This window comes from Litoreibacter sp. GN1-5 (assembly GCF_055693805.1).
Window position 1 is genome coordinate 1,729,611 of the sequence record NZ_JBVFUP010000001.1, and the last position, 24,582, is coordinate 1,754,192.

Genomic DNA, 24,582 nt, shown 5'->3' on the forward strand with positions numbered 1-24,582 from the left:
GGTGGCGTCTATCGATCACCCCTTCAAGACGGTCCGTAGCTTGCACCAGTGGCTCATGTCACGCATTGCGTCGCCTGAATTTCAAAGCTGGGCCAGTGCGTTCCCACTGACCCGCCGAAAAGCGCGCAGGGATGCAACTGAAATCTTCGATCTGGTTGCGGGATTTACTTACAGTCAGGTTTTGCTTGCCGTGGTGGAGCTTGATCTTCTGTATCACCTGAAAACCGGGCCTATGACATCACAGGCCTTGGCTGCACCGTTAGGTCTGACGCCGGATCGGGCGGAAATTCTTTGCCAGGCGGCGGCGGCTTTAAAGCTGATTGAACGCAAAGGCGACGGCTATCGTATTGCGCGGCGCGGCGCGGCAATTCTGGGTGTGCCGGGCTTGCAGGACATGATCCGCCACCATTGCGTATTTTACCGCGACCTGACGGATCCGGTCGCTTTGCTGCGCAACGAAATAGACCCCAAGCTTGCGCAGTTCTGGCCTTACGTGCGGGGCGAAGGTGTAAAGGACATACCCGATGCGGTTGCCGCTAGGTATTCCGATTTGATGGCGCAGTCCCAAGCCTTGGTCGCGGAAGAGACACTGCGCATCTTGGATTTCAGCGGCGCATCTCACCTGATGGATGTTGGAGGTGGCACAGGCACGTTTCTACGCCACGTCGCCAAGGCATACCCCGCGCTGAAATTGACAGTGTTCGATCTGCCATCCGTTATTGCAGGCGCATCGGATCACACCGCTATACACAAGATCGGCGGTAGCTTTCACGATGACCTGCCACAGGGCGCGGATGCGATCAGCCTGATCCGGGTGCTTTATGATCATAGCGATGACACGGTGAATACTTTGATCCGAAATGTCTTCGACACGCTTCCTGTAGGTGGGCGCATATTTATCTCTGAGCCAATGTCAGGGGGTGCCTCCCCGACTCGCGCAGGGGATGTGTATTTTTCCCTGTACACAATGGCAATGACCACTGGGCGCGCTCGGTCGGCTGATAGCATCGGGGCTATCTTACATAGTGCAGGTTTTGAAAATATTCATATTTTCAAAAGCGATAGACCATTTTTGACCAGCTGCATCTCAGCACGGAAGCCCCTTTAAACACGACAAGAACTGTGCTGTCTAAAACTATTGACATATAAGTATGTAAACTTAAACTTACATAAAAGGACTCTCCATAAACCGAGAGCATTGCAAAAGCGGGAGGCTTTCGTGGAAACAACCGCGGTCTTACTTTCAGGACCAAAGAAATTGGGCCTTGAAAAACTGGCCCTGACTGCGCCCGGGGACAGTGACATTGTCATCAATATCACCCACTCAGGTATCTCTACCGGAACCGAGAAACTGTTCTGGACAGGTCAGATGCCACCTTTCCCTGGTATGGGCTATCCGCTTGTCCCCGGATATGAGGCGGTGGGGGAAGTGATCGAAGCCCGTCCTGACTGTAGCCTCAAAACGGGTGATCGCGTCTTTGTCCCCGGTGCCAATTGCTACGATGGGGCCAAAGGGCTTTTCGGTGGCGCAGCCCGTCATATAGTGACTCCGGCGGATCGCGTATCACGCATAGACCACGGTATGGGTGCTGAGGGTGTATTGCTGGCACTGGCAGGAACAGCACGCCATGCGATGGCAGGGCTGCATAACGAAACCCCTGATCTAATCGTGGGACACGGTGTATTGGGCAGGCTTCTGGCACGCCTGACCGTTGCAGCGGGCGGGCACCCGCCAACAGTTTGGGAAGTCGACAAGGCTCGACAAACTGGCGCGCAAGGATATGAGGTCATTCACCCCGATGACGACCCGCGCCATGACTATGGCTGCATTTATGATGCGTCAGGTGACAGCAGCTTACTTAATGATCTGATCACACGACTCGCCAAAGGCGGTGAGATCGTTTTGGCGGGGTTTTATGCCGAACCGCTGAGTTTCGCCTTCCCACCTGCCTTTATGAAAGAGGCTCGGTTCCGCATTTCCGCAGAATGGAATGCAGATGACCTGATGGCGACCCGCGCCCTGATTGAAAGCGGCATCCTGTCCTTGGACGGACTGATCACACATACCGCCAAGAGCACAGATGCCACAAATGCATACGAACAGGCGTTCGGCGATCCGGCCTGCCTGAAAATGATCCTCGATTGGAGACATGTCGCATGAAAGACGAAGTACCAAATCTGAAGGATTTCGATCAACGCCTGCGCGATGAGGCCCATGAAGACCTTGCCGATGTAATTGCCGAAGAACCAACCTCTAAAACCCAGATTATTGCAATCTATGGCAAGGGCGGTATCGGCAAAAGTTTCACGCTCGCCAATCTCAGCCATATGATGGCCGAACAAGGCAAACGTGTGCTGCTGATCGGGTGCGATCCTAAATCTGACACAACATCTCTTCTGTTCGGTGGCAAGGCATGCCCGACGATTATCGAGACCTCGACCCAGAAAAAGTTGGCCGGAGAAGACGTGAAGATCGGCGATGTTTGCTTCAAGCGTGGCGGCGTCTTTGCGATGGAGCTTGGCGGCCCGGAAGTTGGGCGCGGCTGCGGTGGCCGAGGTATCATCCACGGATTTGAACTTCTGGAAAAGCTGGGCTTTCATGATTGGGATTTCGATTATGTCCTGCTCGACTTTCTGGGCGACGTGGTCTGTGGCGGCTTTGGCCTGCCAATCGCGCGCGATATGGCGCAAAAGGTTATCCTTGTCGCGTCGAACGATCTGCAATCGCTTTATGTTGCCAATAATGTCTGCTCTGCGGTGGAGTATTTCCGCAAGCTCGGCGGCAATGTCGGTGTCGCAGGGCTTGTGATCAACAAAGATGATGGCACGGGCGAAGCAGAAGCTTTCGCCAATGCGGTCGATATTCCAATCCTTGCTGCAATCCCACAGGACGATGATCTGCGCAAGAAATCCGCCAATTATCAAATCGTCGGCACATCGGCATCCCAATGGGGTGATCTGTTTGCCGGGCTTGGCGACGCCGTCGCAATGGCCCCACCTGTGCGCCCTACCCCTTTGGATCAGGACGGGCTGCTCGGGCTTTTCGACGCCGAAGAAACGGGCGGAAACGTAACGCTTGTCCCTGCATCTGATGAGGATATGCGCGGCAAGAATGCAATCGAGAAGCAATCCCTTGAAGTGGTGTATGACAATGTTTGATCTGGATGAGCTTTCGCTTTGGGATGAAGACCTTGCAGGGCTGGAAACACCACCTTGCGAAGGTGAGGATGTCGGGTGAGCGAAACCGCCACATATGAAGTCACCCGTGACGCGACCGGCACCATTCAGGTGAACGAAACCGCGCTGCCAAATGAAGGCGTTTGCGCGTCTACGGACACGATGAAGGACGCGGCGCGAAAGGCGGGCAAATCAGACATCCTTGATCAATATGCCAAGGACTACCCGCAAGGCCCGCATGACCAACCGCAAAGCATGTGCCCTGCATTCGGGTCATTGCGCGTTGGTCTGAGAATGCGCCGCACTGCAACGGTCCTCAGCGGGTCCGCCTGCTGTGTTTATGGCCTGACTTTCGTATCGCATTTCTATGGCGCGCGCCGATCTGTGGGTTATGTGCCGTTCAATTCCGAAACATTGGTCACAGGCAAGCTGTTCGAGGATATCCGCGACAGCGTTCACGATCTGGCTGATCCTGACCGTTACGATGCGATTGTCGTAACCAATCTTTGCGTTCCAACCGCGTCAGGCGTTCCACTTCGCTTGCTGCCATCCGAGGTCAATGGCGTGCGGATCATTGGCATTGATGTGCCGGGCTTTGGTATTCCAACCCATGCGGAAGCGAAAGACGTCCTTGCAGGTGCCATGCTCAACTATGCCCGCCAAGAGGCCGAGGCGGGTCCGGTCGCAGCGCCTGCATCGGGCAAATCCGATCGCCCGACAGTCACGCTTCTGGGCGAGATGTTCCCTGCGGACCCGATGACCATTGCGCAGCTTATCGCGCCTCTTGGTCTGGCTGCTGGGCCAACCGTTCCCTGCCGCGAGTGGCGCGAGCTTTATGCGGCCCTTGACTGTGGCGCGGTTGCGGCGATCCATCCGTTTTACACAAGTTCAATCCGAGAGTTTCAGGCTGCCGGGAGGCCTGTCCTCGGATCAGCCCCGGTTGGTGTCGATGGCACTGCCATGTGGCTTAGAGGTCTGGGAGACGTGTTCGGTCTTTCTGACATGGAGGTAGCAGCAGCACAGAATGCGTCTCTCCCGGCGATAAAGTCTGCGCTTGCTGCTACCCCGATCTCTGGAACGATTACGCTTAGTGGCTATGAAGGGTCTGAACTGCTGGTCGCGCGCCTGTTAATCGAAAGCGGCGCAACTGTCCCTTATGTCGGAACAGCCTGCCCCCAGACCGAATGGTCTGCAGCGGATGCTGAATGGCTGGCCGCGAAGGGCGTGACCGTGAAATACCGCGCATCGCTTGAAGATGACCGTGCCGCGATGGAAGCGATCAAGCCGGACTTGTCTATCGGGACAACGCCAGTTGTACAAAAAGCGAAAGAGCTAGGAATTCCTGGCCTTTATTTCACCAATCTGATCAGTGCGCGCCCCTTGATGGGGGCCGCAGGTGCCGGATCTTTGGCGCAGGTTGTCAATGGCGCGATTGCCAACAAAGACCGTATGGTCGCGATGCGTACCTTCTTCGAAGGCGTAGGTCGCGAAGATACTGCGGGCATCTGGGAAGGTGATCCGAATATCCGGTCAGATTTCCGCGAATTGAACCGCAAAAAACTTGAGCGTGCTGCGAAGGCGGCAAAAGCTCAGGAGATGATCTGATGTCCCGTTTGAGCGCTCATAATCAGAACACGCAGCTATATGGTTTGGAGCCTGAGATATGTTGATTCAGGACCACGACAGAGCAGGCGGATATTGGGGGGCAGTTTACGCCTTTTGCGCTGTCAAAGGTTTGCAAGTCGTTATTGACGGGCCGGTCGGGTGCGAGAACCTGCCCATAACATCAGTGTTGCATTACACCGATGCCATGCCACCGCATGAGCTGCCGATTGTTGTCACTGGCTTGGGCGAAGGGGAAATGGGCTCTGGCACAGAAGACGCGATGAAACGCGCCTGGAAAACCCTTGATCCGGCGCTGCCCGCTGTGGTTGTCACAGGGTCCATCGCCGAGATGATCGGGGGTGGCGTGACCCCGCAGGGCACCAACATACAGCGCTTTCTGCCTCGCACGATCGATGAGGATCAGTGGGAATCCGCAGATCGCGCGATGACATGGATTTTCACTGAATTCGGCATGACCAAGGGGCGTATGCCGAAAGAGGCGAAGCGCGAAGATGGCGCGGCCCCGCGGGTCAATATCCTTGGGCCGATGTATGGCACATTCAACATGCCCTCTGACCTTGCTGAAATCCGACGCTTGGTCGAAGGCATCGGGGCCGAGCTGAACATGGTCATGCCCCTTGGGGCTCATGTTGCCGAGATGCGCAATCTGGTGAACGCTGACGTCAATATCTGTATGTATCGCGAATTTGGTCGCGGGCTTTGTGAGGTTCTGGACAAACCCTATCTGCAAGCGCCCATTGGGCTGGACTCTACCACGAAATTCCTGCGGTCTCTGGGTGAATTACTGGGGCTGGATCCGGAACCATTCATCGAGCGTGAGAAGCATTCCACCATAAAGCCGCTCTGGGATTTGTGGCGGTCGGTTACGCAGGATTTCTTCGCAACCGCAAGCTTCGCGATTGTCGCCAACGAGACCTATACCCGCGGTATTCGCAATTTCCTTGAAAGCGACATGGGCCTGCCATGTGCCTTCGCAGTGCCGCGCATTCGGGGCAAGAAAACCAACAATGATGATGTTCGGGCGATGATGGCCCAAAAGCGCCCGCTTGTCGTATTGGGGTCCATCAATGAAAAGATGTATCTGGCCGAGATGAGGGCGGGGTTCGGGCCGCAGCCTGCGTTTATTCCTGCAAGCTTCCCCGGTGCCGCGATCCGCCGTGCAACCGGCACGCCTTTCATGGGCTATGCAGGCGCGACCTATCTGGTTCAAGAGGTCTGCAACAGCCTGTTTGATGCCCTGTTCCACATTCTGCCGCTGGGCAGCGAAATGGACGCGGTAGACGCAACCCCCACAACATTGAAACGCGACTTCCCATGGGACGCAGATGCGCAGGCACTGCTGGACCGGATCGTCGCGGAACACCCGATACTGACCCGTATATCTGCCGCGAAAACACTACGCGATCAGGCGGAAGCCGCAGCTTTGCAACAAGGCGCTGAGCGGGTTGTCAAAGAAACCATGGCGGCCTTCGCGCCGGCCGGATTTGAGTTGAAGGAGGAGGCTCTGAATGAGTGACCAAACATCAAATGGCGGTTTTGACACCGCCCCGGTGCGTAGGACACCACGTACCGAGTTTTATGTCTATTTCGCCATCATCTTTGTTGCTGCGATGCCGCTTGCGCTGATTGCGTGGGCCATTGCGTTTCTGAAGAACGGCACATTGGCGAATAAAGGCCCCGTCGCACGGGCCTGGTCACAGGCGCGGATCATCACGCCTATGATTTTTTCGGCCTGACCCAAGTTCGGAGCCCGGCGGTCTGAACAGCCGCCAGCGAAATTAGCTTCTGTCGGGGAGACGGCAGAGATCAACGCCTCGCCTATCGGCGAGACGAATTTCCGGTCGCAAGACTGGGATACCTGATCTGTCACTCCCCCCGGGGTGGCGGATTGTGACGGGGGATGAGCCCTCGACATAACCCGGCCGCGGGGGGCGCGGCGTCAGACTAATTTCGGAGGAAACCATGTCTGATAGAACAGACCTGTCTTTTACAGGTCTAACTGACGAGCAGGCGCAAGAGCTGCACGCGGTGTATATGAGCGGGCTTTGGCTGTTTTCAGCCGTGGCTGTCGTTGCTCACCTCGCCACGTTCATCTGGCGTCCGTGGTTCTGAGGAAGGATTGAAACATGGCTAAGTTTTACAAGATCTGGCTGATTTTCGATCCGCGCCGCGTGTTTGTAGCACAAGGCGTGTTCCTGTTCTTGCTGGCGGCGATGATCCATCTCGTCCTCTTGAGCACGGACCACTTCAACTGGTTTGAACTTGCAGCACAAAAAGCTGCAGGCGGTTGATCGAAGCTCTTACCAATGCTGCGGGCGGACGCCCCGAACCTCTGGCCGCAGCAAACCAAGAAATAATCACACGGCTAAGACCCGAAAGACGATCAAGGCCGCCAACAAGGAGACACAGGCATGGCATTGCTGAGTTTCGAGAGGAAATATCGCGTCCGGGGTGGCACTCTGGTCGGTGGTGATCTGTTCGATTTCTGGGTGGGGCCGTTTTACGTCGGCTTCTTTGGCGTCACGACCGCCTTTTTCGCCCTTCTGGGCACGATCCTGATTTTCTGGGGGCGTCACAACAAGGCACGTTCAACCCATGGTTGATCAATATTGCACCGCCTGATCTGAAATACGGGCTTGGAATGGCTCCGCTGATGGAGGGTGGTTTGTGGCAGATCATCACCTTCTGTGCAGTTGGCGCCTTTGTCAGCTGGGCGCTGCGCGAGGTCGAGATTTGCCGCAAGCTGGGCATCGGATACCATGTCCCGTTCGCCTTCAGCTTTGCCATCTTCGCTTACTGCACACTGGTTATCTTCCGCCCACTTCTGATGGGGGCATGGGGGCATGGGTTTCCCTATGGTATCTTCTCGCATCTCGATTGGGTGTCGAACACCGGCTACGCCTACCTGCATTTCCATTACAATCCGGCGCATATGCTGGCGGTCACATTCTTCTTCACTACCACATTGGCATTGGCACTTCATGGGGCACTGATCCTGTCTGCCGCCAACCCGCCCAAGGGCGAAGGAATGAAAACACCAGACCATGAGGACACGTTCTTCCGCGATTTCATTGGCTATTCCGTTGGCACATTGGGCATCCACCGTGTGGGCCTTCTGCTGGCACTGAATGCAGGCTTCTGGTCAGCGGTCTGCATCATCATTTCTGGCCCGGTCTGGACGAAAGGCTGGCCGGAATGGTGGAACTGGTGGTTAGAAATGCCGATCTGGCCAAGCCAAGTGGGGTTATAAGCCATGCCTGAGTATCAAAACATCTTCACGCAAGTTCAGGTCCAGGGCACGCCCGAATGGGGCATGGACAATGAAAACAACATGATGGCGGAAAGAGCCGGAGCCCCACGCTATTCCACCCTGATCGGCTGGCTGGGCAATGCACAGCTTGGGCCAATCTATCTGGGGTATTTTGGGGTCATCTCATTGGCCACAGGGCTGATCTGGTTCAACATCGTTGGCATCAATATGCTGGCACAGGTCGGCTGGGACATCCCGGAATTCATCCGCCAGCTGTTCTGGCTGGCGCTGGAGCCGCCATCACCGGAATATGGACTTAGCGTGCCACCCCTGAATGAAGGCGGCTGGTACATCATCTCCAGCTTCTTCTTGCTGGTGTCGGTCTGTGCATGGTGGTTGCGAACCTACCTTCTGGCGGAGATGCACAATATGGGCAAACATGTTGCGTGGGCCTTTGCCTCTGCCATCTGGTTGTTTTTGGTGCTGGGGTTGTTCCGCCCGATCCTGATGGGATCCTGGTCGGAAGCCGTGCCTTACGGCATCTTCCCGCATCTCGATTGGACAACGGCGTTCTCGATCCGTTACGGCAACCTTTATTACAACCCATTCCACTGTCTTTCGATCGTGTTCCTCTACGGCTCGGTCTTGCTGTTTGCCATGCACGGCGCGACCATTTTGGCCGTCACCCGTCAGGGAGGTGATCGAGAATTAGAGCAGATCATTGACCGCGGCACAGCCTCGGAACGTGCAGGACTGTTCTGGCGCTGGACCATGGGGTTCAACGCCACGATGGAAGGTATTCACCGTTGGGCATGGTGGTTTGCAGTACTCACCCCGATCACAGGTGGTATCGGCATCCTCTTGACTGGCACGGTCGTCGATAACTGGTTCATCTGGGCGCAGGAACACAACTTCGCACCCATGTATGATGGCAGCTACGGCTATGAAGCATATAATGCAGGGGGAACTGAGCCATGTTACCCAAGTGGTTTAATAGCTGGAACAAGGAAAACCCCACCAATATCTATGGGCCTGCCATTGCAATAGGGGTCGTTGGTGGGGCCGTTTTTCTGGCGGCGTTGCTTGTGTCCTGGGGACAACCCTTTGCGACGACGAGCCTTCAGGCAGGGCCGCGTGGAACAGGTATGTCCGTGCCAGAGTTCAAGGCGGATTTGGCAATTGGGGACCCAACGATTGAGGATTACTATACAGATGATCCAATCATTCCGACAGCAGGTGATCCATTGGCCAAGGACATCTATCAAAACGTGCAGGTGCTTGGTGATCTGACGGAAGATAATTTCAATCGTTTGATGAACGCGATCACCGCTTGGGTCTCGCCAGAGCAAGGCTGCGCCTATTGTCACGGTGATGGCGATGTAGAGACATATGGCTCTGACGACCTCTATACCAAAGTCGTCTCCCTGCGGATGATCCAGATGACACAGAACATCAATGAAAACTGGGATGGGCATGTGAATGCCAATGGTCAGGTTGGTGTGAATTGTTCAACTTGCCATCGTGGGCAACCGGTTCCAAGCAATATCTGGTTCAAGAATACACCCCTCAAGAATACCAATATGGCCGGGTGGAGCGCTGTGCAAAATCGGGCAACGTCTACATCGCAAGCCACGTCCCTACCCTCTGACATGCTGGAGAAACTGTTGGTCGATGGCGAACAGATCACAGTGCATGATCTGGAAAGCCGCGTTGCCGGTGTGCCGGGGGATGAAGGATACCAGACGATCCAGCATACCGAGCGCACCTATAGCCTGATGAACTACTTCAGCAATTCGCTTGGGGTGAATTGTGTGTTCTGCCACAACTCCCGTGCTTTCTATGATCCCGAGCAGGTCACACCGCAATGGGGCACAGCAAGTTTGGGTATCGGTATGGTTCAGGAACTGAATAACGACTACCTGATACCTTTGCAGGGTACATATCCTGCAGAACGGTTGGGCGTGGCTCACGGGGATGCACCAAAGGCGGCTTGTGCGACGTGTCACAAAGGCTACCAGAAACCGTATCAGGGCCTGAATGTCATAAAGGACTGGCCTGAACTGGCAACAAGCAGCACGCCTGTCTACAGTGAGTAACTGACGATTTCGGGATCGGCCATTTTGGCCGACCCGGCTCTTGGTGCAGTAAGCTTTCCTGAGCAGATACCAGTGCCACAGTCGATACCAACAATGTGGCTCTGGTTATATCAGGTTATACTTCAGAAAATCTCGATCTGGCTGGCCAGTTGGTTTTCGTCAACACTGCCGTTCAGGGTGATGCTGTGGCCATCACCAAAGTCGAGCACATAGTTCGCGCCCTGCTGACTGCCGTAAGTGTCGAGGATTTGTTGCGCGGTCAATGTCCCGCTCCAGTTGGCATCATCAATCCGTAGCGTGTCACCTTCCGTGGTCGAGAAATCCTCGATCACGTCCTGCCCGCCATTATTGTCGAAGATAAACACATCCGCGCCTGCACCACCGTTCAGAACGTCGTTGCCGCTATCGCCATCAAGGCGATCATTGCCCGAGCGACCCTCCAAACGATCATCGCCACCGGCACCCATCAGACGGTTGGCCCCGGTATCGCCCCGCAGCGTATCGTCAGCACTGTTTGAGCCCAACAGGTTTTCGATGCTGATATAAGTATCCGCGCTGGAGTTTTCGCCGCTCTGAAGATCAACGGTGACACCCGCTTTGTGGCCCCAATAAGCAGCCGTATCATTACCACTGCCGCCATTGAATGTGTCACGTCCATTTTCGTCACGCAGGTAATCGTCGCCACTGCCGCCGATCAACTCATCATTGCCAGACCCACCATAGAGCCGGTCCTTACCTGCGCCACCTTCCAGTCGGTCATTGCCCGAGCGACCCTCCAAACGATCATCGCCACCGGCACCCATCAGACGGTTGGCCCCGGTATCGCCCCGCAGCGTATCGTCAGCACTGTTTGAGCCCAACAGGTTTTCGATGCTGATATAAGTATCCGCGCTGGAGTTTTCGCCGCTCTGAAGATCAACGGTGACACCCGCTTTGTGGCCCCAATAAGCAGCCGTATCATTACCACTGCCGCCATTGAATGTGTCGCGCCCGCTTTCGTCGCGCAGGTAATCGTCGCCACTGCCGCCGATCAACTCATCATTGCCAGACCCGCCATAAAGCCGGTCCTTACCTGCGCCACCTTCCAGTCGGTCATTGCCCGAGCGACCCTCCAAACGATCATCGCCACCGGCACCCATCAGACGGTTGGCCCCGGTATCGCCCCGCAGCGTGTCGTCGGCACTGTTTGAGCCCAACAGGTTTTCGATGCTGATATAAGTATCCGCGCTGGAGTTTTCGCCGCTCTGAAGATCAACGGTGACACCCGCTTTGTGGCCCCAATAAGCAGCCGTATCATTACCACTGCCGCCATTGAATGTGTCGCGCCCGCTTTCGTCGCGCAGGTAATCGTCGCCACTGCCGCCGATCAACTCATCATTGCCAGACCCGCCATAAAGCCGGTCCTTACCTGCGCCACCTTCCAGTCGGTCATTGCCCGAGCGACCCTCCAAACGATCATCGCCACCGGCGCCCAGCAAACGGTTGGCCCCGGTATCGCCCCGCAGCGTATCGTCAGCACTGTTTGAGCCCAACAGGTTTTCGATGCTGTCATAGGTATCACCGTCAGAATTCGCACCAGTTGCCAGGTCGGCGGTCACACCGGATTTATGACCCCAGTAAGAGACCAAATCGACCCCGTCGCCACCGATAAAACTGTCCCGCCCGCTTTCGTCGCGCAGATAGTCGTCACCGTCGCCGCCTTCAAGCCGGTCATCGCCAGAGCTGCCGTAAAGGCGATCATTGCCAGTGCCACCGATAAGGATGTCGTTGCCAGCCTCGCCGAATAGCCGGTCCGCGCCAGCGCCACCATTGACAATGTCATTGCCAGCACCCGCCCGGATTGAGTTATTGGCCGCGTTTCCGGTGATTGTGTCGGCGCCCGATCCAGACAGTACATTCTCAATCACGGTCCCTCGGGCGATCAACATATTGCCTACCAGACCATTTACGTTGGAAGCAGCTTCCTCACGCAGATCAATTTCCTGCGCAACTGTGACAGAGCTGAAATCAATTGTATCAGTTCCACCTTCATCGTAGATCGTGAAAGTGATAGCGCGTGTCGTATCTTCAAGCTGGTCCAGATATCCGCCAGCAGTTGAGTTTTCCCCGTATGTGGTGTTGCCGGAACGGATATTGCCTGTTGTGCCATACAAGCTCTGTATAGCCAAAATGTCAGCAACCATTGGCGTCATCGTGAATGCAAAACTGGCGCTAAGCCAAGTATTTTCGGCTTGGGACATATAAGACATGACAGAAACTTGCCAGCTATCGTTGACATAATGGTTGTCACCACCACCGCCAGCAAGAGGGGAATAGCTGGCATTACCGTTATAATCGCCAGCATGTCCCAGCCCCAGGGCATGCCCAATTTCGTGAATATAGGTCTGGAAAGAGTAGCTATCGAGCGACGTCCCATTTGATGATAACCAGGCCGTGCTGACATTTACCTCTGATCTGATGATATCGCCGCTGCCGGTGAAACTAGACCCCGCGAAGGCGCCTGCCTGATTATCATCAAAGAAAATATCCGCTACGGCAGAGCCCGCAGATTCATCAACGAAATTAAAGACAAGACCCGTCACATTGGCCCATGCTTCCAAGGCCCATGTCGCCAATTGCTGACCAGCGGCAGTCAAACTGGTGATATCGACATCAAGTGTTCCACCGGGTGCGACATTAAACGAAAACCGGTTAATGCTAGTGCCCTCAGATTCTGTCCAATATCCCTCAGTGAGGTAATCGGCTATCTGATCATTTGTGTAGACTGGTAGTGTGTTTACGGATGACACACTCAAATTGTAACCACCAGAAAACGCATTCGCATGCGCGCGGGCATTTATAAAAACATCGCCGGTCGATGTCGGAGCGAAAATGATTTGTGCGTTAGTATTGCCAGCACCATAATTAATGTCGTCGTTAAAGGCGAGACGGGTTACGCCATCAGCAGCATACACTTCCAGATAAGGATCAAGGCCACCAGAAGTGCCCGTCATTGTAATAGAGATTGATTGGCCCTCTGTCACAGATAGGCGAACCCAATCTTGATCACCAACCGATGAAATATTGCCGATAAAAGAGTCACCAACGGCCATAGCGCTACTTGTAGAAGCATTATTTGCAGCATCTCCGGACTCGACTAAAACTGCATTGGACGTAACGGTAAAAATTTCTTCCTCAAGCGACTGAACGATGTTCGTGTTCATAATATCTTTACTTTCCCCTCATCAGCGCCCTACCCAAAGGGGCTGAGTATATTCCATTTACCTTGTCGGATTGGCAACTCAGACCGGCAGCCGTGTCACAGACAAAAGAGCTGACGCAAATTGTTCATATATTTGCGGCCTCAATATGGTGTCCATTGCCCTAGTTTGGACAGATTCTGAGGTTACTTCGCGCTCGCAGACACCATCACTGCATTCTGCCCAGATCAAATGGCCTGCAATGAAGGATGGCCTGGTTTCTGTCAGGCGCAGTTCCACGAACAGACGCCCCTGCTTCGCAGCTATGTCCTTATTACCCTGCTGAACTGCATTGCCGCTGGTTTCAGCAGCCTTAGTCAATACGGTTTGTAAGGCGGCACAAGCCATCTTGATCTGATCTGGCTTTGTCCCGGGCTCACCACTACAGGTGTAAATGATGGTTGCATTATCTGTGCGCGACATTGCCTCAGGCCCGCTTGAAACTAAGCCAAGCGCAATGCACGCGCCGATAAGATGTCTTTTCACCGTACATATCCCCAAAATACTGATCCACGACGTCTTCGTGTCTGGAGCAGAACCTTTAATATCCCCTTACCCACTCTGAACATCACAGAGCTATCAGCAAAAAGCAACATTTTGCGCTTCGGCCTGACGCAACGAAAAAACGCGCCCCAAAGGAGGCGCGTTTCAGAAAGCTTTCAAGCCGTTGGTTAGGTTTCTTTCTGCTCTTTCCCTTTGACCGGTGCCCAGAGACGCTTGTTGGTCAGGTACAGCAGAACAGTCAGGATAGTCAGGAAGAATACAGCGACAAACCCTGTTTGCTTGCGCGCAGCCATCTTTGGCTCGGCTGTCCACATCAGGAAGGCCGCAAGATCTTCAGCTTCATGATGAAGGCTGTTGGAGTGACCGTCATCAAACTCAACATCTTCACCGTAAAGGGGTGGCGCCATGCTGATCCAGCCACCGGGAAAAGCCGTGTTTTCATAAAGCGTCACGCCAGCCTCTTCCTTTTCTTCACCGGTATAACCGACCAGAAGAGAATAGATATATTCTGGCCCGCCAATCCCGTTTATAAACTGGCTGATGCCGGTGCCGTAAGGTCCGTGAAACCCAGCGCGCGCTTTGGCCATAAGGGACAGATCAGGCGCGCCCTGCGAATTGTTTGCCGGGAAATGGTCGGTGGGCTTCAGCGGTCGAAGCTCGTCCAGTTCAGGGTCGTAGAGGTGTTGATTGGCGCCCTCATCATTTACGGAGAATTGTTCGACATAGGCTTTCATCTGCTCTTCCGGCAGATGCGGGCCACCTTCGTCAGCAAGCGTGCGCATAGGAACAAATTTCAGGCCATGACAGCCTGCACAGACTTCAGTGTAGATTTTCAAACCACGTTGTAGCTGGTTCTGGTCATATGTGCCAAACGGCCCTTCAAACGAGAAATCTACGTCATGCGTATGACCTGCATCACCTGCAGCGAATGCACTGGTCGCAATGCCTGTGGCCAGAACGACAGAGAGTGAGAGTTTCTTCAGCATATTATTGTTCCTCTACTCAGCCGGGTTTGCGTTTGGCACGCTGCCAGCATCGTTATCTTTCGCAGGGTAATGCGCGGCAAAGTCTGCCTCGATGGTTTCTGGCTGTGGCAGTGGTTTTTCGATCACGCCAAGCAGGGGCAGAATAATCAGAAAATAGCCGAACCAATAAGCCGATGCGATCAGGGCGAAGGACGCATAGGGTTCTTCGGCTGGTTGTGCGCCAAGCCATGTGAGCGCAACGAAGTCCACAACCAGCAACCCAAACCACCATTTGAACATTGGCCGGTAGCGGCCTGAACGCACCGAAGATGTGTCCAGCCACGGAGCCAATGCCATTACCGCAATCGCGCCGAACATGGCCAGAACGCCAAAGAACTTGGCGTCAATGATACCACCGGTCACGAAGCTTGCGATTTGCACGACCCAAACATCGGCCGTAAACGCCCGCAGAATTGCGTAGAATGGCAGGAAATACCACTCGGGGACAATATGCGCAGGCGTCGCCAGCGCGTTTGCTTCGATATAGTTGTCCGGGTGGCCCAGATAGTTTGGCATGAAGCCGACAATGGCAAAGAAGATCACCATGATCAAAGCCAGTGCAAACAAATCTTTCATCACAAAATAAGGCCAGAATGGCAACGTGTCTTTTGCAGCCTCTTCTTTCGATGTCCGCCGCACCTCAACCCCGGTGGGGTTGTTGTTACCCGTGGTGTGGAACGCCCAGATATGGACGATTACAAGACCTGCGATCACGAATGGCAGCAGGTAATGCAGCGAGAAGAAACGGTTCAGCGTCGCGTTATCCACCGCAGGTCCGCCAAGTAGCCATGTCTGGATCGGCTCACCAATACCAGGGATCGCGCCAAACAAGCCGGTGATCACGGTTGCACCCCAGAAGGACATCTGCCCCCAAGGCAGCACATAGCCCATAAAGGCCGTTCCCATCATGGCAAGGTAGATCAACATCCCGATGATCCACGTAATTTCGCGCGGAGCCTTGTAGGACCCGTAGTAAAGACCCCGGAAAATATGCGCATAAACCGCGACAAAGAACAAAGACGCGCCATTGGCATGCAAATAGCGCAACATATAGCCGCCATTGACATTGCGCATAATGTGCTCAACTGACGAGAAGGCCAGATCGACATGCGGCGTATAGTGCATCACCAGCACAATGCCGGTGACGATTTGCAGCACCAAACAGAATGTCAGAACAATACCCCAAATCCACATCCAGTTCAGGTTCTTTGGTGTCGGGATCATCAGAGTGTCATACATCAGCCCGACAATTGGCAGGCGTCTGTTGAGCCACTTCTCGCCCCCGGACTTCGGTTCATAATGGTCGTGTGGGATACCAGCCATGTGTCTTCTCCCTTAACCCAGTTTTATCGTTGTTTCGTCAGTGAACTCTGCAGGTGGAACCGGCAGGTTCGTGGGCGCCGGCCCTTTGCGGATCCGGCCAGCCGTATCGTAGTGCGATCCGTGGCAGGGGCAGAACCAACCGCCAAACTCGCCAGCGCCGTCGCCCAAAGGAACACAACCTAAGTGCGTGCAGACACCCATCATGACCAACCATTCCTCACCATCCCCCAAGGTACGGTTCTCATCCAGCGCCTCAACGTCGCCTTGAATATTCGCGTTGCGTGCCACCGGATCGGGCAGCTGTGACAGTTCAACGGCGTTCGCCGCATCAATCTCGTCCTGCGTGCGTCGACGTATAAAAACCGGCTTGCCCAGCCATTTGACCGTGATCTGCGTCCCAGGCTCAACACCTGATACATCCACATCGATAGAGGCCAACGCCTGTACGTCAGCGGATGGGTTCATCTGATTGACCAGCGGCCATACGGCAGCGCCCGTTGTCACAGCCCCCGCACCTGCGGTCGCGTAGTAAAGAAAGTCACGCCGCGTGGCGTTATCATGATCGTCTGCGTGGGACACGAGAACTTCTCCCTTGTCTGACCTGTTGATTGGCCGATACCCTTGAGGGGCCACGTGAAATACGCAGCCTTGTCGGGGGTTGATATATTCGAACCCTATGACTCGTCCAGACAAGAAAAAGCAATAAGGCAAACCATTTGTCGCACCTCATTGAAATAACGGCTTTTCAGCCGGATTTAGCACCAAATCTGGGGTCGCTGATCCGTATCGGGGCCTGTTTTGACGTCCCCGTACACGTGATCGAGCCCTGTGGCTTTCCATTTTCACTAAAACAGGTCCGCACGCGCGCTCTGGATTACGGCGAAAAAGCCGATGTCAGGCGGCATGACACATGGGATAGTTTCCAGCATGATCGTGATGCGGGACGACTGGTCTTGCTCAGCACAAAAGCCGCAGTTGATTTATGGGATTTCAAATTTGAGCCGGGGGATTGCCTGATTGTCGGACGCGAAAGCGCTGGCGTGACCGAGGAAGTCCATCAGGCGGCGGACGCAAGGGTGAAAATCCCCATGCCCGGCGGCGGGCGCAGCCTGAATGTCGCGATTGCAGCAGGTATTGCTGTGGCTGAAGCCTTACGCCAGATGCGCGATTAGAGCGTTATCTTCATTCCGTCCTTACCCAGATGCAGCGGCCCATCCCAATGAGTGCGCACTGCGGCCTCCCAATCGGCATCTGTGAAATCCGGATCCCCATCAGGGACCATGTGGTGAAGCGCCAACTGCTTCACGTTAGCTTGCGAAGCGATACGCCCAACATCCTCGGCACTTGTATGGCTGCGCAGGATATGGGTTCGCAAACGCTCATCCCCATTTGTCATCCGCGCACAAAGCGCTTCAACACCGGCTGTTAACATCGCCTCATGCACCAAAAGATCAGCGTCTTTTGAAAAATCAATCATCGCGTCCATAAACGCCGTGTCACCGGACAACACGATACGTGTATCAGCAGTTTCAAAGCGTAAAGCATAGGTTTCCATAATCGGCGGATGAACATTGTGCAGCGCTGTGACGGTCAGGCCGTCATCTTCAAACACGATGCCCTCGGCCAGATGTTGCAAATCAACCAGCTTGTCCAGATCGCATCTGCCCTCATCTTCAATACGAAGATCGATATCGAATTTCATCGAGGCAAGAAAGCTCTGCCAATATGCGTCCAAACCATGCGGCCCGAAGACAGGGACAGGCCGCGTTAGACCGGCGACCCAGGCCGTATGGAAGAGCGGTCCGATTTCAAGATAATGGTCCGAGTGCAGATGCGTCACAAACACCATATCTATGTCTGTCAAAGCGACGCCCTGATCGCAGATGCCACGGGTGACACCAAGCCCCGCATCCACAAGAATGCCCCGTCCCCCCAGATGCAGCAATGTCGAGGTTGGCATATGTGATCCCGGCCGGATTGCAGGGCCACCTTTGACCCCAAGCAGAGCAATACTTTTCTTCATAGATTGATCTTCATATCGCGGTGCCGGATACCGGCATCCAGATATTCATCACCGAAGACGCCAAACCCAAGTTTTTCATAGAAACCTATCGCCTGTATCTGCGCGCCAAGCTTGGCGGTTTTGAAGCTACCCTTCAAATCGTTCAGCACAAACGCCATCAGATCGGCCCCAAGCCCGGTGCCGCGATGGCTTTGCAACACTGCAACACGCTGGATTTTGGCCACCTCATCCATCGGCAGAACACGGGCCGTGGCAATTGCGCGATCCTGACTTCGCATAATATAGTGGCGACATTCAGGGTCTTTGCCGTCGACCTCCTCGGCCTCGCTTACCTTTTGTTCCTGAATGAAGACGGCCCAGCGGATCGCAAGGCAATCCGCTATATCCGCCTGTGTCGCACGGACAATCTGCATTAGCCGACCGGCACCGTGCTGATCATGCTGTCACGCTTGGCAAATTCCTCATACCAACTTGCCAGCCCATCATGGCCTTTTCGCCAGTTGCGGTCCGCATTGCGTAAATCGAGATAACCCAAAGCACATCCGACCGCGATCTGGCCAATATTCAATGGCCCTGACAGATGGCTAATCCACCGTGTCTCAAGCGCGTTCAGCGCGCCCTCTATCTTGCGCCATTGCGCTTCAACCCAATCAGGAAAACGCTTATCTTCCGGCCGCAGGCGAGCCTCATAGACCATCAGGACAGCCGCATCCAGAATGCCGTCAGCGGTTGCTTCTAGTGTCAAAAGCTCCCACATTTGCGCGCCTTTGCCATAAAGCCCCGCATCAGCACGATCATCCAAAAACCTACAGATGACCCTGCTGTCATATAGCGTCGCCCCCGTACTCCGCTCCAGCGTTGGGATTTTGCCAAGCGGATTCAGGGCAACGGGATTGCTGCCTGAGTCAAGCGGTGTACCACCCGCCGAGACCATTTCGACATCGTCAAGCTGGCCGGTCTCTTTCAGAAGGACTTCTACCTTGCGAACATAGGGCGATGTAGGGCTGTGATAGAGGCGCATGTCAGGAACTTTCATTAAGGGGTTGAGCTTGCCGCATCAGCAAGGCGAGTGTTTCAGTATTATGCCCAATACCATTGTGGGCAACATGATCTGCTGCAGAAAGGCGCACAGCATCGGGTTTGTTCTGGTTCAGCTTCCAAGTGCCTTTGATGCTGGTAACATCCATCAGACACGGTGCGATGGCACGCATCATCCGCTCCATCACGCCATCGGTCATCTTGGCACTTGCCCACGGCGGCTTCGGCATCAACCTATCCTCGAAATGGGCAGAAAGGCGGTCCAGCATGGGGTGCAGCGTATCCTTCGACGCTGGGCGGATAACACCCTCCAACCGCACAACAACATAATTCCACGTCGGCACCTGATCGTCGATGCCATACCAATCGGGCGAGATGTAGCCATCCGGCCCCAGAACCGTAATCACAGCCTTTTGTGATGCCGCAAGGGCGCGATAGATCGGATTTGATTTCACCAGATGAAACTCGCCTATTTTGCCATCGTCAGACAAAAGGAACGGGATATGGCTGGTCAGCGGACCATCATCGCCATTGATCGCCAATGTTCCAAAGGCACGCGATTGCACGAATGCGATGTTTTGTGCATCGGTTTCTTTTCGGAAGGCAGGGTTCGGGTGCATTTCAAGTCCTTTTTCACGAAACCTTAGATTGGGATTGCACCATGTCCAAGGGGGCGGCAGTATGAATGTGTTCTCAGGGCGGGGCGAAATTCCCCACCGGCGGTATGCAGCAACAAACTGTGAGCCCGCGAGCGGCCCTTCGGGGTGTCAGCAGATCTGGTGAGACGCCAGAGCCGACGGTCATAGTCCGGATGGAAGAGAACGTGCGAAACCCGTGCTTTCTGCGCGGTTTTTCGTTCGTGATCGCCTTGGGTGACGTGTCACTTTTGAGAAAGGAGATCGCTATGACACACACCCGATATGCGTTTATCAAAGCAGGCTGGCATGCAGAAATCGTCAATCAGGCCCTTATCGGGTTTCAGTCAGAAATCGAAGGAACAGTTGAGGTTTTCGACATCCCTGGCGCCTTCGAGATACCGCTTTTGGCGAGAAACCTCGCGAAGACCGGGCAGTATGCTGCTGTAATCGGCGCGGCTTTCGTCGTGGATGGCGGAATTTACCGGCATGATTTCGTAGCCTCTGCGGTGGTTGACGGGCTGATGCGCGCGCAGATGGACATTGGCGTGCCAGTGCTATCCGTTGTTCTGACGCCGCATAACTTTCAGGAAACGCCAACACAGATCGCCTTCTTCAAGAATCATTTTGTACAAAAAGGGCAAGAAGCGGCGCAGGCAGCGGCCAGCGTTCAAAAGACTTATGCATCTTTGTCTTAGAACCCGTTGAGATATCCGGGCGCAAAAAATCGCTGGTGCTTGCTACGCTTTTGGCAGTCAATCGCTTGAATCCACACTAAATCAGTCATTGGCTTATGCCTTAAGCCAAGCTTGTTATGTCTTACCTGTTTTTTAACAATAGGTAAGGCATCATGGAACTAGCACTTAGCGATAAGTTTAAATCCCCTTTGTCATCAGCAACTTACGATCCAGACACTGGCAATCTGGAACTGGAGTTCAGCTACGATAAAGTCCTAAGAGACGGTGACTTCGCATCCGCGAGGCACATCGATGCCTTGACCTATGATGGCAAGGTGTACGAGATCGAACTTCATGCCGATGACGGCCCAAGAGACAGTAATGGCCGTTACATCTATGACGAAAATACAGTCGAGAATAAATTTACGATTAATATCGGAAAAAACATCGACACAAGCAAAGGTTTGGAGTTCGGCCTGACTGATGATGCTGGCGGCAAGAAGCAACTCTATCAATTTGAAGTTGCAGAACAGCAACCAAGCACCCCCGCGCCTGAGCCTGAACCGGTTGCGGAAACGCCCGCAGACTCAGATCTCAAGGTTTTCCTTGCAGATGCTGATACGGATAAAATTCTAACCGAAATCAAGAACGGCACCGAAGTCCCATTTGAGTTTGTTGAAAACCGCGATGTCACATTGGTCGTAGAGAATGGAAATGATGCTGTTACCAGTGTTGGCCTGGATTTAGAAGGCGTCACGTCAAGGATTGAAAACATAGAGCCCTATGCTTTGTTTGGCGATAAAAATGGTGACTTGAATGGCCGGGATAACTTCAAAGAAGGTACATATGATCTCAGTTTGAAGGGCTATTCAGAGAACAAAGGACAGGGCGATCTGCTATCTGAGCTGGATCTGTCTTTCACCATTACCGATGATGTAATGGGGTGATAATAGCCTTGCATTAACCATAGCAGCGGGGTCGGCCAACGTTATGATTGATCAGAGATCGGTGTTGGCTTGCCAAACTGGATGTTTTTTCATGATTGTTACAAACCGCTGGCTGGCCAGAAATGCGTCCAGCCAGCGGATCAAATCCGGCCAGTCTTGTGCATCAAACCATGCACGATCAGTATTGGCAAATTGACGCACGAATGTCGCAATAGCCATATCGGCAAGCTTTGGGTCAGTGCCAAACAGAAACGCCTGACCGTTCAACATATCATCCAATTTGCGCAAAAATAGGCTCGCTGCTTCACGCTCTGCCACTGGGTCAGAGCCATAACGTGTATGATATTTGTAGCGATCCAGTGCTATCTTGAATGGGCCGTCATTCTCGGCAATCAATGCGTGGCCCACTTCCGGCATCTCAAGCCAACCTTCCGGATCATTCCAGGCTAAAGCCCAAAGCATGATCTCAAGGCTTTCCTCAATCACAGTTTCTTTGGTAACAAGCACCGGAACCGTGCCTTTGGGCGAGCTTTCCAAAAACGCAGGCGGCTTATCCCGCAACAGGATTTCGCGCAGCTCATAGTCTACACTCGCGGACAAAAGCGCCAGTCGCGCCCGCATCGCATAGGGGCATCGTCTAAAGCTGTACAGGATTGGTCGTGTCATAGCTCACGCCACAAGCTGCGCGCCTGCGACATGCATAATCTGCCGCGTCACGATCTGGCCTTCAGGTTGATCAGTTGTGAACGCCACTTCCGTGAACTGCTCTGTCCGCCCCATACGCGGGTTTTCCAGAAGGATGCGATGCACCCTGCCTGCCTGAGCGGCAAGGTGCTTTTGTACTTGAGCAGCACCTGCTTGTCGAAGCATTGCTGCACGCGCTTTGATCGTTGACCCGTCCACTGCGGGCATCCGCGCGGCAGGCGTTCCTGTGCGGGCAGAGTACGGAAAAATATGCAGCCAGGTCAGGTCACACTCGGCAATCAGCTTTAACGAATTCTCGAACATCTCGTCTGTTTCAGTCGGAAAGCCTGCAATAATGTCGGCGCCATATGTCATATCAGGGCGCAGCTTGCGTGCCTCTTCGCAAAACCGGATCGCGTCATCGCGCAGATGGCGGCGCTTCATCCGTTTCAGGATCATGTCATCGCCCGCCTGAAGCGACAGGTGGAGATGCGGCATCAGGCGGGCCTCGGTTGCGATGGCCTGCATCAACGCATCATCCACTTCGATCGAGTCGATCGAACTTATCCTGAGCCGTGGCAGATCCGGCACCAGCTTCAGAATACGCAGCACCAAATCACCAAGCTTTGGGGTCGCCGGTAAATCAGCCCCCCAAGACGTAAGATCAACACCTGTAAGAACAACTTCATTATAACCGCGATCCACAAGGCGCTTGATCTGCTCCACAACCACGCCCGCCGGGACAGATCGGGAATTTCCCCGTCCGTAAGGTATTATGCAGAAAGTACAGCGGTGATCACACCCGTTTTGCACCTGAACATAGGCCCGGCTGCGCGTGCCAAAACCATCAATAAGATGATCAGCGGTTTCGCGAGCGGACATAATGTCATTCACCTGAATTTTCTCGGTATCGCCAATGAAGTCGTTTGCAAGCCCGCTCCAGGTGTCAGATTGCATTTTTTCGGTATTGCCGATGACCAGATCGACCTCTTCCATATTGGCGAAAGTGTCCGGCTCGGTCTGCGCCGCGCAGCCTGTCACGATCAGCCGAGCCTTCGGGTTGTCCCGACGCAATTTGCGAATGTCTTGTCGTGCCTTGCGCACGGCTTCAGCCGTCACAGCACATGTGTTGACGATCACTGCATCCTGCAGGCCAGTCCTTGCGGTCAGATCGCGCATCGCCTCGGTCTCATAGGTATTGAGGCGGCACCCATGCGTGCTGAAAACAGGGGCCTTGCCGTCCATCACCCTCTCCAGACGCCATCAAAGACGTGGGCTGTTGGGCCAGTCATCCAAACCCCATCGTCCTGCCAGTTGATCTGCAATGTGCCGCCATCCACCTCGACGCACACCTTGCGTCCGGTCAAGCCTTTGCGCGCCGCAGCCACAGCCACGGCACAAGATGAAGACCCCGAGGCCATCGTAATACCAACACCCCTCTCCCAGACACGCATCCGCAGATGATCGGGGCCAAGCACATGCACAACTTGTACGTTCGTGCGCTCAGGAAACAGTGGATGATATTCGCAGCGAGCCCCAAAAGTCTCCAGCGGAATCGCTTCTGCATCGTCTACGAAGAACGTACAATGCGGGTTGCCCATACCTGTCGCCGTTGGCGTTCCTTCGATCGGAAGCTCCAGCGTATCCATCTCTTCAACCAGTGGAATATCGCGCCAGTCCAACAAGGGCTGCCCCATATTGACGCTTGTCAGCCCGTCGCCTGCGTCCTTGGCTTGCAGAATGCCCCGCTCTGTTTTCACCGTCAGCTCACGCTTCCCGGTGTTGTCCATCTCATGTCGCGCAATACAGCGGGTTGCATTACCACAGGCCGCAGCGGTCGAGCCGTCCGCGTTGTAGAATGTCAGTGCAAGATCAGCCTCCGGCGTCGTCGTGATGACTGCGAGCTGGTCAAACCCGACCCCAAGATGTCGGTCCCCAATCTGGCGCGCCAGATCTGCCGAGACAACAGCATCCCTGCTTCGCAGGTCTATCACCACGAAGTCATTTCCAAGCCCGTGCATTTTCATGAACGGCAGGCCAGTAGAGGTCGCTTCCTTGCGCATACCGCCCCTATAGCGCCCATAAGAGACATTTGGAAGAAGATGTCGCGTCAATCCGTGCATTTGGGGTTGACCGTATGGGGCGAGCTTTCTAAGTAAACGCTTCGTGGGCCCTTAGCTCAGTTGGTAGAGCAACTGACTTTTAATCAGTGGGTCGCAGGTTCGAATCCTGCAGGGCTCACCATTTTATGTCTTGTGACAAATGACACTTGATCGTTCCTTTGCGACAGGCCTCTTTCCTTTTTGGGTGCCGCTAAGCACCTTAGCCGCTAGCAGAT

At 54.4% G+C, this 24,582-nt stretch carries 25 protein-coding genes, 1 tRNA gene, 1 pseudogene and 1 riboswitch; of the genes and pseudogenes, 15 read left to right on the forward strand and 12 right to left on the reverse strand.

The window, feature by feature from the left end; translation table 11 throughout:
• Positions 1-55 precede the first annotated feature (55 nt).
• The 11 genes and pseudogenes from ACZ1HF_RS08880 to pufC all read left to right on the forward strand — a co-directional run bounded on the left by ACZ1HF_RS08880 (position 56) and on the right by pufC (position 10,149).
• On the forward strand, positions 56-1,108 hold the full coding sequence (locus tag ACZ1HF_RS08880; RefSeq protein WP_472657154.1) for a methyltransferase: 1,053 nt from the start codon (positions 56-58) through the stop codon (positions 1,106-1,108).
• A gap of 111 nt (positions 1,109-1,219) precedes the next feature.
• Entirely contained in the window at positions 1,220-2,161 is a 942-nt protein-coding gene (gene bchC / locus ACZ1HF_RS08885) for a chlorophyll synthesis pathway protein BchC (protein ID WP_472657155.1), read from the forward strand.
• Positions 2,158-3,159, forward strand: a complete 1,002-nt coding sequence (locus ACZ1HF_RS08890) for a chlorophyllide a reductase iron protein subunit X (protein ID WP_472657156.1) — start codon at positions 2,158-2,160, stop codon at positions 3,157-3,159. Before bchC ends, ACZ1HF_RS08890 begins: the two co-directional genes overlap by 4 nt.
• A gap of 129 nt (positions 3,160-3,288) precedes the next feature.
• Positions 3,289-4,782 (forward strand): chlorophyllide a reductase subunit Y, encoded by a 1,494-nt coding sequence (gene bchY / locus ACZ1HF_RS08895; RefSeq protein ID WP_472659012.1) that lies wholly within the window; start codon positions 3,289-3,291, stop codon positions 4,780-4,782.
• A gap of 58 nt (positions 4,783-4,840) precedes the next feature.
• On the forward strand, positions 4,841-6,319 hold the full coding sequence (bchZ, locus tag ACZ1HF_RS08900) for a chlorophyllide a reductase subunit Z (RefSeq protein ID WP_472657157.1): 1,479 nt from the start codon (positions 4,841-4,843) through the stop codon (positions 6,317-6,319).
• Positions 6,312-6,539 carry a cytochrome PufQ gene (gene pufQ, locus ACZ1HF_RS08905; RefSeq protein ID WP_472657158.1) on the forward strand — a complete coding sequence of 76 codons (228 nt, stop codon included), beginning with the start codon at positions 6,312-6,314 and terminating at the stop codon, positions 6,537-6,539. Before bchZ ends, pufQ begins: the two co-directional genes overlap by 8 nt.
• A gap of 226 nt (positions 6,540-6,765) precedes the next feature.
• Entirely contained in the window at positions 6,766-6,915 is a 150-nt protein-coding gene (gene pufB / locus ACZ1HF_RS08910; protein ID WP_472657159.1) for a light-harvesting antenna LH1, beta subunit, read from the forward strand.
• A 14-nt stretch (positions 6,916-6,929) separates the two neighbouring features.
• The gene (pufA, locus tag ACZ1HF_RS08915) at positions 6,930-7,094 is read left to right on the forward strand and encodes a light-harvesting antenna LH1, alpha subunit (protein WP_472657160.1); all 165 of its coding nucleotides are present in this window, start codon (positions 6,930-6,932) and stop codon (positions 7,092-7,094) included.
• Positions 7,095-7,214: 120 nt separating this feature from the next.
• A pseudogene (gene pufL, locus ACZ1HF_RS08920) lies at positions 7,215-8,053 on the forward strand (photosynthetic reaction center subunit L).
• Between the two features lie 3 nt (positions 8,054-8,056).
• Positions 8,057-9,100, forward strand: coding sequence for a photosynthetic reaction center subunit M (gene pufM / locus ACZ1HF_RS08925; RefSeq protein WP_472657161.1), 1,044 nt, complete (start codon positions 8,057-8,059; stop codon positions 9,098-9,100).
• Positions 9,028-10,149, forward strand: a complete 1,122-nt coding sequence (gene pufC, locus ACZ1HF_RS08930; RefSeq protein WP_472657162.1) for a photosynthetic reaction center cytochrome PufC — start codon at positions 9,028-9,030, stop codon at positions 10,147-10,149. Before pufM ends, pufC begins: the two co-directional genes overlap by 73 nt.
• A gap of 122 nt (positions 10,150-10,271) precedes the next feature.
• Here the strand turns inward: pufC and ACZ1HF_RS08935 are convergent, their stop codons facing one another.
• The 5 genes from ACZ1HF_RS08935 to petA all read right to left on the reverse strand — a co-directional run bounded on the left by ACZ1HF_RS08935 (position 10,272) and on the right by petA (position 16,819).
• Entirely contained in the window at positions 10,272-13,352 is a 3,081-nt protein-coding gene (locus ACZ1HF_RS08935; protein WP_472657163.1) for a M10 family metallopeptidase C-terminal domain-containing protein, read from the reverse strand.
• A 78-nt stretch (positions 13,353-13,430) separates the two neighbouring features.
• Complete coding sequence (locus tag ACZ1HF_RS08940) at positions 13,431-13,874, reverse strand: hypothetical protein (protein WP_472657164.1); 444 nt, start codon at positions 13,872-13,874, stop codon at positions 13,431-13,433.
• Between the two features lie 185 nt (positions 13,875-14,059).
• Positions 14,060-14,878, reverse strand: coding sequence for a cytochrome c1 (locus tag ACZ1HF_RS08945; RefSeq protein ID WP_472657165.1), 819 nt, complete (start codon positions 14,876-14,878; stop codon positions 14,060-14,062).
• Between the two features lie 12 nt (positions 14,879-14,890).
• Entirely contained in the window at positions 14,891-16,240 is a 1,350-nt protein-coding gene (gene petB / locus ACZ1HF_RS08950) for a cytochrome b (RefSeq protein ID WP_472657166.1), read from the reverse strand.
• Positions 16,241-16,252: 12 nt separating this feature from the next.
• Positions 16,253-16,819: a ubiquinol-cytochrome c reductase iron-sulfur subunit gene (petA, locus tag ACZ1HF_RS08955; protein WP_472657167.1), complete on the reverse strand. Its 567-nt coding sequence runs from the start codon at positions 16,817-16,819 to the stop codon at positions 16,253-16,255.
• A gap of 137 nt (positions 16,820-16,956) precedes the next feature.
• Between petA and ACZ1HF_RS08960 the strand changes: the two genes are divergently transcribed.
• Positions 16,957-17,412, forward strand: a complete 456-nt coding sequence (locus ACZ1HF_RS08960; RefSeq protein WP_472657168.1) for a tRNA (cytidine(34)-2'-O)-methyltransferase — start codon at positions 16,957-16,959, stop codon at positions 17,410-17,412.
• On the opposite strand, the gene ACZ1HF_RS08965 is transcribed toward ACZ1HF_RS08960, so the two are convergent.
• Genes ACZ1HF_RS08965 through ACZ1HF_RS08980 form a run of 4 tightly spaced genes read right to left on the reverse strand, consistent with a single transcriptional unit; the run spans position 17,409 to position 19,921 of the window.
• A complete protein-coding gene (locus tag ACZ1HF_RS08965; protein ID WP_472657169.1) occupies positions 17,409-18,263 on the reverse strand; it encodes an MBL fold metallo-hydrolase in 855 nt (284 codons plus the stop codon). The two genes, ACZ1HF_RS08960 and ACZ1HF_RS08965, sit on opposite strands and share 4 nt — an antisense overlap.
• Positions 18,260-18,676 carry a GNAT family N-acetyltransferase gene (locus tag ACZ1HF_RS08970; RefSeq protein ID WP_472657170.1) on the reverse strand — a complete coding sequence of 139 codons (417 nt, stop codon included), beginning with the start codon at positions 18,674-18,676 and terminating at the stop codon, positions 18,260-18,262. Before ACZ1HF_RS08970 ends, ACZ1HF_RS08965 begins: the two co-directional genes overlap by 4 nt.
• Positions 18,676-19,284 carry a glutathione S-transferase gene (locus ACZ1HF_RS08975; RefSeq protein ID WP_472659013.1) on the reverse strand — a complete coding sequence of 203 codons (609 nt, stop codon included), beginning with the start codon at positions 19,282-19,284 and terminating at the stop codon, positions 18,676-18,678. Before ACZ1HF_RS08975 ends, ACZ1HF_RS08970 begins: the two co-directional genes overlap by 1 nt.
• Position 19,285: 1 nt before the next feature.
• On the reverse strand, positions 19,286-19,921 hold the full coding sequence (locus ACZ1HF_RS08980) for an FMN-binding negative transcriptional regulator (protein ID WP_472657171.1): 636 nt from the start codon (positions 19,919-19,921) through the stop codon (positions 19,286-19,288).
• A gap of 65 nt (positions 19,922-19,986) precedes the next feature.
• A riboswitch (FMN riboswitch) is annotated at positions 19,987-20,128 on the forward strand.
• 77 nt (positions 20,129-20,205) lie between these two features.
• Between ACZ1HF_RS08980 and ACZ1HF_RS08985 the strand changes: the two genes are divergently transcribed.
• Together ACZ1HF_RS08985 and ACZ1HF_RS08990 are read left to right on the forward strand one after the other, a co-directional pair.
• The gene (locus ACZ1HF_RS08985; protein WP_472657172.1) at positions 20,206-20,634 is read left to right on the forward strand and encodes a 6,7-dimethyl-8-ribityllumazine synthase; all 429 of its coding nucleotides are present in this window, start codon (positions 20,206-20,208) and stop codon (positions 20,632-20,634) included.
• A 152-nt stretch (positions 20,635-20,786) separates the two neighbouring features.
• Positions 20,787-21,560 carry a hypothetical protein gene (locus tag ACZ1HF_RS08990; RefSeq protein ID WP_472657174.1) on the forward strand — a complete coding sequence of 258 codons (774 nt, stop codon included), beginning with the start codon at positions 20,787-20,789 and terminating at the stop codon, positions 21,558-21,560.
• A 51-nt stretch (positions 21,561-21,611) separates the two neighbouring features.
• On the opposite strand, the gene ACZ1HF_RS08995 is transcribed toward ACZ1HF_RS08990, so the two are convergent.
• Genes ACZ1HF_RS08995 through dapF form a run of 3 tightly spaced genes read right to left on the reverse strand, consistent with a single transcriptional unit; the run spans position 21,612 to position 24,307 of the window.
• Positions 21,612-22,226: a glutathione S-transferase gene (locus ACZ1HF_RS08995; RefSeq protein WP_472657175.1), complete on the reverse strand. Its 615-nt coding sequence runs from the start codon at positions 22,224-22,226 to the stop codon at positions 21,612-21,614.
• A 3-nt stretch (positions 22,227-22,229) separates the two neighbouring features.
• The gene (gene mtaB / locus ACZ1HF_RS09000; protein ID WP_472657176.1) at positions 22,230-23,489 is read right to left on the reverse strand and encodes a tRNA (N(6)-L-threonylcarbamoyladenosine(37)-C(2))-methylthiotransferase MtaB; all 1,260 of its coding nucleotides are present in this window, start codon (positions 23,487-23,489) and stop codon (positions 22,230-22,232) included.
• Positions 23,489-24,307 carry a diaminopimelate epimerase gene (dapF, locus tag ACZ1HF_RS09005; protein WP_472657177.1) on the reverse strand — a complete coding sequence of 273 codons (819 nt, stop codon included), beginning with the start codon at positions 24,305-24,307 and terminating at the stop codon, positions 23,489-23,491. Before dapF ends, mtaB begins: the two co-directional genes overlap by 1 nt.
• Before the next feature lie 105 nt (positions 24,308-24,412).
• On the opposite strand from dapF, the gene ACZ1HF_RS09010 reads away from it, so the two are divergent.
• Positions 24,413-24,488 (forward strand) — tRNA-Lys (locus ACZ1HF_RS09010).
• Positions 24,489-24,582: the final 94 nt, after the last annotated feature.